8 protein-coding genes are annotated in these 9,896 nt (G+C 68.9%); all 8 read left to right on the top strand.

Translation table 11 applies throughout. The features are described 5' to 3' along the window. Nucleotides 1-669: 669 nt before the first annotated feature. Nucleotides 670-1,185 carry a carboxymuconolactone decarboxylase family protein gene (locus tag ACFPOU_RS00060; RefSeq protein ID WP_379715279.1) on the top strand — a complete coding sequence of 172 codons (516 nt, stop codon included), beginning with the start codon at nucleotides 670-672 and terminating at the stop codon, nucleotides 1,183-1,185. Beyond that, nucleotides 1,185-3,452 carry a CoA transferase gene (locus tag ACFPOU_RS00055; RefSeq protein WP_379715276.1) on the top strand — a complete coding sequence of 756 codons (2,268 nt, stop codon included), beginning with the start codon at nucleotides 1,185-1,187 and terminating at the stop codon, nucleotides 3,450-3,452. The genes ACFPOU_RS00060 and ACFPOU_RS00055 overlap by 1 nt, the downstream gene beginning before the upstream one ends. Beyond that, a complete protein-coding gene (locus ACFPOU_RS00050; protein WP_379715273.1) occupies nucleotides 3,449-4,186 on the top strand; it encodes an SDR family NAD(P)-dependent oxidoreductase in 738 nt (245 codons plus the stop codon). Before ACFPOU_RS00055 ends, ACFPOU_RS00050 begins: the two co-directional genes overlap by 4 nt. 21 nt (nucleotides 4,187-4,207) lie before the next feature. Beyond that, entirely contained in the window at nucleotides 4,208-5,482 is a 1,275-nt protein-coding gene (locus tag ACFPOU_RS00045) for an acyl-CoA dehydrogenase family protein (protein ID WP_379715270.1), read from the top strand. Further along, nucleotides 5,479-6,540, top strand: a complete 1,062-nt coding sequence (locus tag ACFPOU_RS00040; RefSeq protein WP_379715267.1) for a phosphotransferase family protein — start codon at nucleotides 5,479-5,481, stop codon at nucleotides 6,538-6,540. The genes ACFPOU_RS00045 and ACFPOU_RS00040 overlap by 4 nt, the downstream gene beginning before the upstream one ends. Continuing rightward, a complete protein-coding gene (locus ACFPOU_RS00035) occupies nucleotides 6,533-7,711 on the top strand; it encodes an MFS transporter (RefSeq protein WP_379715264.1) in 1,179 nt (392 codons plus the stop codon). Before ACFPOU_RS00040 ends, ACFPOU_RS00035 begins: the two co-directional genes overlap by 8 nt. A gap of 41 nt (nucleotides 7,712-7,752) precedes the next feature. Further along, nucleotides 7,753-8,523 carry an SDR family NAD(P)-dependent oxidoreductase gene (locus ACFPOU_RS00030; RefSeq protein WP_379715261.1) on the top strand — a complete coding sequence of 257 codons (771 nt, stop codon included), beginning with the start codon at nucleotides 7,753-7,755 and terminating at the stop codon, nucleotides 8,521-8,523. A gap of 116 nt (nucleotides 8,524-8,639) precedes the next feature. Next, nucleotides 8,640-9,896, top strand: a 1,257-nt coding sequence (locus ACFPOU_RS00025) for a cytochrome P450 (RefSeq protein WP_379715257.1), incomplete at its 3' end; no start/stop codon positions are given.

Here is a 9,896-nt window from a genome sequence, read left to right as displayed (position 1 = left end):
CTTCCCGATCACCGCCCAGCAGGAAGGGCGTTGGCGCCGCGTGGGCGACACCCGCGAACCGGACCGTTCGCTGGGCTGGGGCGAGACCGACCGCCGCAACGGCAGCGCGCGCGGGGTGCGCGGCGCCACAACCGGGTTGGGAGAAGCCGAATGAGCACGGACGCAAACAGCATTCGACGCTTCCTCCACGCCCAGGTGGCATGCTGGAACGCGGGCGACAAGGACGGCTTCCTCGCAGCCTACCGCGATGCGGCTCCTGGCGGCTTGGCGATCGAATACGTCGGACGGCCGGCTTCCGACGGATGGCCGGTGCTGGCGGCGATGTGGGAGCGGCAGAATGCGGCAATCGCGATCGAGGAGGTGGCGGCCATCGTCAACGGCAACGAAGCGGCATGCCACAACCGGAACCGGGTCAAGGGGACGGATCGCACGATCGAAACCATCGAGCTGTACCGCTTCGACGAGGACGGAGCACTGCTGGTGCGCTACTTCGTCGGGCCCGCATGAGGAAATAGCGCAAGCGGTCGACATTTTTACAAAACATGTATATATTGAACATAAATAGCATTTCTGTTCAATAAAACCATGGCCGCGCCAGATCGTTCGAAGCGACAGCGGCGCAGGAGACATGATGACCGGATTCGAAGCGTGCCATGGCTGGAGACTGGCATGACGCGGCTGCCGCTGGTTCCCCTGGCCGCGTTCCCGGCCGCGCTCGCCGCTACGCTCGAGCGCGGGCGGGCCAGCCGGATGCTCAGTTCGCCAGTGCCGGTCCAGGTCTGGGCGCACCGCCCGGAAGTGGCCGAAGCCTGGCTCGGCGCACTCGAAGCGATGCACCTGCGCGGCGTGCTGCCGGGGCGGCTCAAGGAACTGGTGCGCCTGAAGATCGCCTCCATCACCAGTTGCAAAGCCTGCCAGCTCGCACGCAAGGAAGATTCCGTCAGCGAGGAAGACATCGCCTGCCTGGCGCACGACGATCCCCGTTTCAGTCCGGCGGAGCAGGCGGCGCTGCAGTACGCGATGCTGTTCGCTTCCGACTACATGTCCATCGGCGACGCCTTGTTCGATACGCTCAAACTTCACTTCAGCACGCCCGAAATCGTCGAGCTGAACATGTTCTGCGCCCTGATGCTGGCGGGCGGACGCATGACCTATGTGCAGCAGGCCTATGCAGGGGATCGATAATGGATGCGGCCATTCTCGCGAACATCCGCGTCATCGAATTCGCCGGCGGGATCGCCGGGCCGGCGGCGGGGCTGCAGCTCTCCGAAGCGGGGGCCGAAGTCATTCGCATCGAGACGCCGGGCATGGCCGACTATCCCGGGTCGGTGCTGTTCTCGGTGCTCAACCGCGGCAAGCGGCGGGTCGCGCTCGACCCGGATACGGCGGACGGACGGGTGGCGCTGGTGGGGCTGATCGCGGGTGCGGACGTGCTGCTGCATGACCTGACGCCGGCCCAGGCAGCCGAATGCGGACTGGACGACGCGCGCCTCGCGGCGACGTATCCGAGCCTGGTGGTGTCGGCGATCGGCGGCTGGCCGCGCCGGCATCGGCTGGCCGATGCGCCGGCGCGCGAGACGCTGGTGCTGGCGCGCCTCGGCCTGCTCGACGAGCAGCCCGGCCACCGTCCGGGCCCCGTATTCGTGCGCATGCCCTTTGCCGGCTGGCTGGCGGCGTGGCTGTGCGCGATCGGCGTGATGGCGCGCCTGGTTGCGCGCCGCCGGGACGGGCGCGGCGGCATCGCGCATACGAGCCTGGCGCAAGCGGCGCTCGCGCCGATGAGTATGCACTGGTCTCGGGCGCAAACACCAACCCCCGTGTTCGCGAAAGGCCTGTCGAAGAGCACGCCGATCCCGCTGCACCGGTGCGCCGACGGGGAGTGGGTACACGTCCATTATTCTCCCGACAAGGCGCCGTGGATGGCCCAGGCGCTGGCCGCGATGGGACCGGATGCCGTCGCCGCGGAAAACGCGAAATACCCGCCTAGCCACGTGGCCCCGAACTTCGGCGCCAACAAGGCCATCATGGCCACCCGTCCGGCACGCGACTGGGTGGAGCACTTCTGGCAGAACGACGTTGCAGCGCAGGTCGCAGCGCCCTTCGGCGCAATCTATGCCAGCGAACAGGCACGCGCGAACGGCTATGTGGTCGAAGTCGATGACCGTGTGCGCGGCAGGGTGCGGCAGCCGGGGCCGGCCTACCTGAGCGACCCGCCGCCGAGAGTGCGCGGCGCGCTGGCCGCGCCGGAGCGCGCGCCGCCGCACCTTCCTCCCCGGCCCGAGCCGAAAGCGGTGGCGCCGAAGGCATCGGGCGCGCCGCTGGCGCCGCTGGCAGGCATGAAAGTGCTCGATCTCGGCGCCTACCTGGCGGGCCCCTTCGCCACGATGCTGCTGGCCGACCTGGGGGCGGAGGTGATCAAGGTCGAGCCGCCGGCGGGCGACGCCATGCGCAGACTGGAACGCATCTTCGCAGGCACCCAGCGCGGCAAGCTGGGGGTCGCGCTCAAGCTGGGCGAGCCCGGTGCACGAGCTGCCCTCGAGGCGCTGGTAGGCTGGGCCGACGTCGTCCATCACAACATCCGGCTACCGGCCGCGCGCAAGCTCGGGATCGATTACGCGGCGCTGCAGGTGCTCAACCCGGGTTTGGTCTATTGCCACATCAGTTCGTATGGCCCGAAGGGCGAGCAGAAGGACTGGCCGGGCTTCGACCAGCTGATGCAGGCGGCCTGCGGCTGGGAAGCCGAATGCGGCGGCCAGGGCAATCCGCCGATGTGGCTGCGCTTCGGCGTGGGCGACTACTTGGCGGCACTGTCCTCCGTCTTCGCCGTGCTGCTTGCCCACTACCGCCGCCAGGAGACCGGGCAAGGGCAGGCCGTCTGCGCCTCGCTGCTCGGCGCCACCCTGCTCACCGTCGCGGAAAGCGTGATGTTGCCCGACGGCGCCACTACACCGGTCGCGCAGCTCGACCAGGCCCAGACCGGGCTCTCTTCCTGCCACCGTATCTATCGCTGCCGCGATGCCTGGCTTGCCGTCGCCGCCCTCGGGGCGCGCGAGACGGAATCCTTCGCCCGCCTGGCCGGAAGCACGCGGCTGGCGTGCGAAGCATGGTTCGCCGGCCAGCCGCGCGCAGCCGCACTGGCCGCCTTGCGCGCCGCGGGCGTCGCCGCCGAGCCGGTGCTCGAAGCGCAGGGCGAGGCCTTCCACGACGACCAGGACCACGCCGCGGCCGGACTCCACGCCCGCTACCGCCATGCCGTGTATGGCGACCTCGAACAAGTCGGCGCGTATTGGGACTTCGGCGACTTGCCATTGCGGCTGGACCGGGCTCCGCCGGCGCTCGGTGAGCACAGCCGCGAGGTATGGGAGCGGCTCGGGCTCGGCCCCGAACAAATCGCCGCCCTGGAAGCACAGGGACTGACCGTTTTGACGAACGCACCAGGGACACACTCATGAACGAACTCGATTTTTCCGGCAAGACCGTGCTCGTGGTTGGCGGCTCCAGCGGCATCGGCAACGGCATCGCTCAGGCCTTTCGCCTCCGTGGCGCCGAGGTGCACGTATGGGGTACGCGCTCCGGCGCCGCCGACTACGCCGACGCGCGCGAGTCGAATCTCGAGGGCCTGCATTACGCCAGGCTCGATGTCGGCGACGCGGCCGCGGTGGCTGCGGTCGAGGTGCCGTTCGAACGCCTCGACGTGCTGGTGTGCGCCCAGGGCATCGTGCGTTACCGGCGCGAAGAATTCAAGGTGCCGGCCTTTCGCGAGGTCGTCAATGTCAACCTGGTCAGCCTGATGGCCTGCGGCGACCGCTTCCACGACATGCTGGGGCGCGCCAGGGGATCGATGATCATCGTCAGTTCGGCGGCGGCATTCCACTCGACGGTCGGCACGCCGGCCTACAACGCCTCCAAGACCGGCGCCTACGGCCTGACCCGCACGCTTGGCGAAGCCTGGGCCGGCGACGGCATCCGGGTGAATGGCATCGCGCCCGGCCTGGTCGCCACCAAGCTGACCCGGGTCACCACCGACCACCCCGAGCGGCTGGCCGCCTCGCTGAGGAAAATACCGCTCGGCCGGCTCGGCACGCCGGACGACATGGCGGGCGCCGCGCTCTTCCTCGCTTCGCCGCTCGCCGCCTACGTGCTGGGCCAGACGCTGCTCGTCGACGGCGGCCTGCTGCTCGCATGAACCTGTAACCCGGAGACCGACATGGCATGGGATTTTGAAACCGAGCCCGCATTCCAGGCGGAGCTCGACTGGATGGAAGCGTTCGTGCGCGAGGAGGTCGAGCCGCTCGAGTACGTGCTGGGCAGCCCGTGGAATATCCACGACCCGCGCTTTGCGCAATTGGTGCGTCCGCTGCAGCGGCGGGTCAGGGAACGCCGGCTCTGGGCCTGTCACCTGGGACCGGAGCTCGGCGGCGCCGGCTACGGACAGGTCAAGCTGGGGCTGATGAACGAAATCCTCGGCCGCGCGCTGTTCGCGCCCATCGTGTTCGGCGCCCACGCGCCCGATTCGGGCAACTGCGAAATCCTCGCCGCCTACGGCACGCCCTTCCAGCAGGAGCGCTTCCTCGCGCCCCTGCTGGCGAACGAGGTCGTCTCCTGCTTCGCGATGACCGAGCCGCAGGGCGGCGCCGATCCGAAAGTCTTCACCACGCAAGCCGTGCGCGAGGGCGAGGGCTGGGTGATCAGCGGCCAGAAATGGTTTGCATCGAATGCGCGCTATGCGGACTTCTTCATCGTCATGGCGATCACCGATCCCGCGGCCTCGACCTACCAGGGCATGAGCATGTTCGTCGTTCCGGCCAATACGCCCGGCATCCGCATCATCCGCAACGTCGGCGTGGCGGACGATCCGGAGGCAACCCACGCCTACCTGGAGTTCGACGGCGTGCACGTCGGCGCCGAGTACATGCTCGGTGCGCCGGGCGAGGCCTTCGCCATCGCCCAGGTCCGCCTCGGAGGCGGGCGCGTGCACCATGCGATGCGTGTGATCGGCCAGGCGCAGAAGGCGCTCGACGCCCTGTGCGAGCGGGCGCTGTCGCGCACCACCCAGGGCTCGCTGCTGTCCGACAAGCAGATGGTGCAGGAGAAGATCGCGGATGCCTGGATCCAGCTCGAACAGTTCCGGCTGCTCGTCATGCGCACCGCCTGGCGCATCGACAAATTCCACGATTACCAGAAAGTCCGAAAGGATATCGCCGCGGTAAAGGCGACGATGCCGAAGGTGCTGCACGATATCGCATCGAGCGCGCTGCAGGTGCACGGCTCGATCGGCGTCTCGACCGAGATGCCTTTCGTCGGGCTGATCGTCCGTGCCTACCAGATGGGCCTGGCGGACGGACCGACCGAAGTCCACAAGGTGACCGTGGCGCGCCAGCTGCTGCGCGAGTACGAGGCCTGCGCGGAGCTGTTCCCGGCCTACCACCGGCCGACGGCCGCCGCCGCCGCGGCCGAAAAATTCCGCATGGTGCCGGAATGAGCGGGGCGGGCTTTGACACCTTTATCGACCTCGATGCCGTGCGCACGTGGATGGATGCGCAGGGCATCGGCGCGGGAGCGCTGCACGCCGTCACCCCGCTCACCGGCGGCACCCAGAACATGCTGCTGCGCTTCGAACGCGACGGCGGCGAGGCCTGGGTGCTGCGCTGTCCCCGCCCCGGTGCGCTCGCCGACGGCGGCAAGGCTTTCCTGCGCGAGGCGCGCCTGCTGCGCGCGCTGGCCGGCAGCGCCGTACCGCATGCGGCATTGATCGCTGCCTGCGACGACCCCGGCGTGCTGGGTGTTCCGTTCTACCTGATGGCGCCGGTGGACGGCTTCACGGCGACACCGGAGCGGCTGCCCGCTCCTTATTCCGCCGACGCCGGCTGGCGCCGCGAGATGGGATTCGCAATGGTCGACGGACTGTTGCGGCTCGGAGAGATCGACCCGAGCCAGGCCGGCCTGGCCGATTTCGGCAAACCCAAGGGTTTTCTCGCGCGCCAGGTGCCGCGCTGGATGCGCCACCTCGACGACTGCGGCCGCCACGCCTCCTGGCCGGGGCCGCAAGCGCTGCCGGGCCTGGCCCGTGTGGCCGACTGGCTCGAGGCGCACATGCCTGCCGCCTTCACGCCCGGGATCCTGCACGGCGACTACCATCTGGGCAACGTGATGTTCCAGCGCGCGCGTCCGCAACTCGCCGCGATCATCGACTGGGAGCTGGCCACGATCGGCGATCCGTTGATCGACCTGGGCTGGCTGGTGGCGACCTGGCCCGATGCCGACGGCCGCGGCGCAGGAACCATCCGCATCGAGCCCGCGCAGGGGCTCGCGTCCACCACGGAACTTGTCGAGCGCTATCGCGCGGGCAGCCGGCGCGACCTCGCTGCCTTCGACTGGTATCTGGCGCTGGCACGCTTCAAGCTCGGGATCATGCTCGAGGCAAGCTATGCACGCTCCTGCGCCGGCCATGGCAACCCGGACACAGGCGCCGTCCACCATGCGTCGGCCCTGCGCCTGTTCGAACAGGCGCTGGCCGCCATCGAAAGCGCGCATGCCTAGCGCGGCAACGCTCGTGCGCAGGCCGCACGCGGCGCTGGCCGCCATGCTGGCGTGCCAGGTCGGCCTGCATGCCTGCGCCCAGGGCGTGCGGCTGGCGGCCCCCCTGAACGTGCTGGCCCTGGGCCGTTCGGCCTGGTCGGTGGGCCTGGTGATGACGATGTTCGCCGTATTCCCCGCCTTGCTGGCGCTGCCGGCCGGGCGCCTGGCCGACCGGCGCGGCTACCACCTGCCGGTGCGCCTGGCCGCCGGCTGCGCGCTTGCCGGGACGCTGCTGGCGGCGGCGACGCAGAACCTGTTCACGCTGTGCGCGGCCGCGGCGCTCAGCGGCGCGGGGTCGGGCTTCGGGATGATCGCCATCCAGCGCAGCGCCAGCCGCCTTGCCGGCGGCGACACCGAGCGTTTGCGCGTCTTCAGCTGGATCGCGCTCGCGCCTGCGATCGCCGGCCTGTTCGGCCCGGTGCTGGCCGGCTTGCTGATCGACCATGCCGGCTTTTCGGCCGCCTTCCTGGTGCTCGCCCTGCTGCCGGCGGCCACCTTGCTGGCCGCACAGGCGGTGCCGGTCGAGCCGCCGCGCGTGGCCGCGGGGCAGGCGGCGCGGAAAGCGTCGGCATTCGGCTTGCTGCGGCTCGCGCCCTTGCGCCGCCTGCTGTTCGTCAGCTGGCTGGTGTCGCTCAGCTGGGACGTGCACGGCTTCGCGCTGCCGCTGCTGGGCGTCGAGCGCGGCCTGAGCGCCTCCGCGCTAGGCGGAATCCTGGCCGCGTATGCGGTCGCGTCGATGTCGGTGCGCCTGCTCATGCCGCTGCTGGCCGGACGCCTCGTGCGCCGTACGCTGCTGACGGCGGCGCTGCTGCTCACCTGCGCGGTATTCGGCGCCTATCCGCTGCTGCGCAGTGCCTGGGCGATGGCGGCCTGCGCCGCCGTGCTCGGCATCGCGCTGGGCATGGTGCAGCCCGCGATCATGGCGACGCTGCACGACCTGACGCCGTCCGAGCGTCATGGCGAAGCCCTGGCGCTGCGTTCGATGGCGATCCACGCATCGATGGCGGCCATGCCGCTCATGTTCGGGGTGCTCGGTAGCGCGGTCGGCGCCCCGGTCCTGTTCTGGCTGATGGCGGCCGCGCTGGGGGCCGCCAGCGTGCAGGGACTGCGTATCGGACCGCAGCGCGGATGAAGGATGCGTTCGACTCAATTCGACCAACTGAAGGAGGGGACATGGAACTAAAGGGCAAACGGCTGATCGTCACCGGCGCGGCCGGGGGCATCGGCGCAAGCGTCTTGCGCGGCCTGGCGGCGGCGGGCGCGCAGGTCGCGGCGCTGGACGTCAACGACGCAGCAGGCGAAGAGCAGGCAAGCCGTGCGAACGCGGCCGGCCCGGGCGCCGCGCGCTATTTTCACTGCGACGTGCGCCTGCGCGGCGAGGTCGATGCCGCCTTCGACGCCGCTGCGGCCTGGCTGGGCGGTCTCGATGGGCTGGTGAACATCGCCGGCATCGAACGTGCTGCGCCGGCCGAGTCCATCCTCGACGCCGACTGGGACCTGATGTTCGACGTCAACGCGCGCGGCACCATGAATACCAACCAGGCGGCCTTCCCCTATCTGCGCGAGCGCGGCGGGCGCATCCTCAACTTCGGCTCGGCCGCGGGGGTCATGGGGCTGCCCGGCTGCGCCCATTATTCCGCCGCCAAGGCGGCGGTGCTGGGCTGGACCCGGACCGTGGCCAAGGAGTGGGGCCGCCACGGCATCAGCGTGAATGCCGCTGCGCCGGGGATGTGGACACCGATGTACGAAGCGCACCGAGCACGCATGGACGCGCAGGCGCTGGCGGCCCACGACGCGATGATGGCCGGACTGATCCCGCTCGGCGGCAGGCTGGGTGATCCGGACCGCGACATGACGCCCTTCGTCGTCTTCATGATGAGCGACGGCGCGCGCTTCATCACCGGCCAGACCCTCGCCGTGGACGGCGGCCTGATGATCCCGTAGCGCAGCTCGCCGAATGCGAATTGCTTGGCAATCCTCTGGAAATAGAGCACTATCTGCAAAAGTGTTCAACTAATGGTCCGCGCACCGCCAGGACCAAACAACCGGAGGATGACAGCATGAGCAGTGTGAAAGAAGTGAGTCTCGAGAGCGCCTATTCGGGCGTGGCCGACAACTACCGTGGCGGGGATGTCGACCTGCACGCGATCTACCGCGACATGCGCCGGAACTCGCCGATCATCGCCGAGAACTTCATGGGCAAGCTCGGCGTGCCGAATATCGCCGGCCTCGATGCGAAGCGGCCGACGTTTACAGTGTTCAAGTACAAGGAAACCATGGCGGTGCTGCGCGACGCCACCAACTACACCAGCGGCTTCATCGCCGAAGGCCTGGGTTCCTTCTTCGATGGCCTGATCCTGACCGGCATGGATGGCGACGCGCACAAGAAAGCACGCGCATTGCTGCAGCCGATCTTCATGCCGGAAGTGGTCAACAGCTGGCGCGATTCGAAAATGGATCCTATCCTGCGCAAGGAGTTCCTGGCCGAGCTGGTGCCGAAGAAGAAGGCCGACCTAATGGAATTCGGTCTGTACTTCCCGATCCGCCTGATCTATGCGCTGATCGGATTCCCCGGCAGCGAACCGGAAAAGATCAAGCAGTACGCGGCCTGGGCGCTGGCCATCCTCGCCGGTCCCCAGGTCGACGCCGAGAAGGCGGCGCTCGCGCGAAAAGCGGCCATGGAGGCGGCGAAGTCCCTCTACGACGCGACCCATGAAGCGGTGGTGGAGGTGCGCAGGAGCGGCGCCACGAGCGACGACCTGATCAGCCGACTGATCCGCGCCGAAAGCGACGGCCGCAAATTCGACGACCACGAAGTGACGACTTTCGTGCGCTCGCTGCTGCCGGCCGCGGCGGAAACCACCACCCGTACCTTCGGCACCCTGATGACGCTGCTCCTCGAGCGCCCGGCGCTGCTCGAACGTGTGCGCCAGGACCGCAGCCTGATCCCGAAGGCGATCGACGAGGCAATCCGCTTCGAGCCGGTGGCCACCTTCAAGGTGCGCCAGGCCGCGCAGGACCTGGAACTGGCCGGCATGGCCATTCCCAAGGGGGCGATGGTCCAGTGCATCGTGAGCTCCGCCAACCGCGATGAGGACGCGTTCGAGAACAGCGAGGAATTCGATATCGACCGCAAGCCGAAACCTTCGTTCGGCTTCGGCTTCGGTCCGCACATGTGCATCGGCCAGTTCATCGCCAAGACCGAGCTGCAGGTGGCCGTGAACGCCATCCTCGACCTGATGCCGAACCTGCGCCTCGATCCGGACATGCCCGCGCCGCACATCACCGGCGCCCAGCTGCGCGGACCGAAGCACGTG

Origin of the sequence: Massilia jejuensis, from assembly GCF_042656795.1 — a bacterium.
Taxonomy (GTDB): Bacteria; Pseudomonadota; Gammaproteobacteria; order Burkholderiales; family Burkholderiaceae_D; genus Telluria; species Telluria jejuensis.
Note: the sequence above shows the minus strand (reverse complement) of the source record. Positions and strands in the feature narration are given on the sequence as shown.

What these genes read in the sequence shown, in the direction of transcription:
- ACFPOU_RS00055 (WP_379715276.1), top strand. Translation starts at nt 1,185, where the DNA reads ATGGATGCGGCCATTCTCGCGAACATCCGCGTCATCGAATTCGCCGGC.
- ACFPOU_RS00040 (WP_379715267.1), top strand. Translation starts at nt 5,479, where the DNA reads ATGAGCGGGGCGGGCTTTGACACCTTTATCGACCTCGATGCCGTGCGC.
- ACFPOU_RS00035 (WP_379715264.1), top strand. Translation starts at nt 6,533, where the DNA reads ATGCCTAGCGCGGCAACGCTCGTGCGCAGGCCGCACGCGGCGCTGGCC.
- ACFPOU_RS00060 (WP_379715279.1), top strand. Translation starts at nt 670, where the DNA reads ATGACGCGGCTGCCGCTGGTTCCCCTGGCCGCGTTCCCGGCCGCGCTC.
- ACFPOU_RS00050 (WP_379715273.1), top strand. Translation starts at nt 3,449, where the DNA reads ATGAACGAACTCGATTTTTCCGGCAAGACCGTGCTCGTGGTTGGCGGC.
- ACFPOU_RS00030 (WP_379715261.1), top strand. Translation starts at nt 7,753, where the DNA reads ATGGAACTAAAGGGCAAACGGCTGATCGTCACCGGCGCGGCCGGGGGC.
- ACFPOU_RS00045 (WP_379715270.1), top strand. Translation starts at nt 4,208, where the DNA reads ATGGCATGGGATTTTGAAACCGAGCCCGCATTCCAGGCGGAGCTCGAC.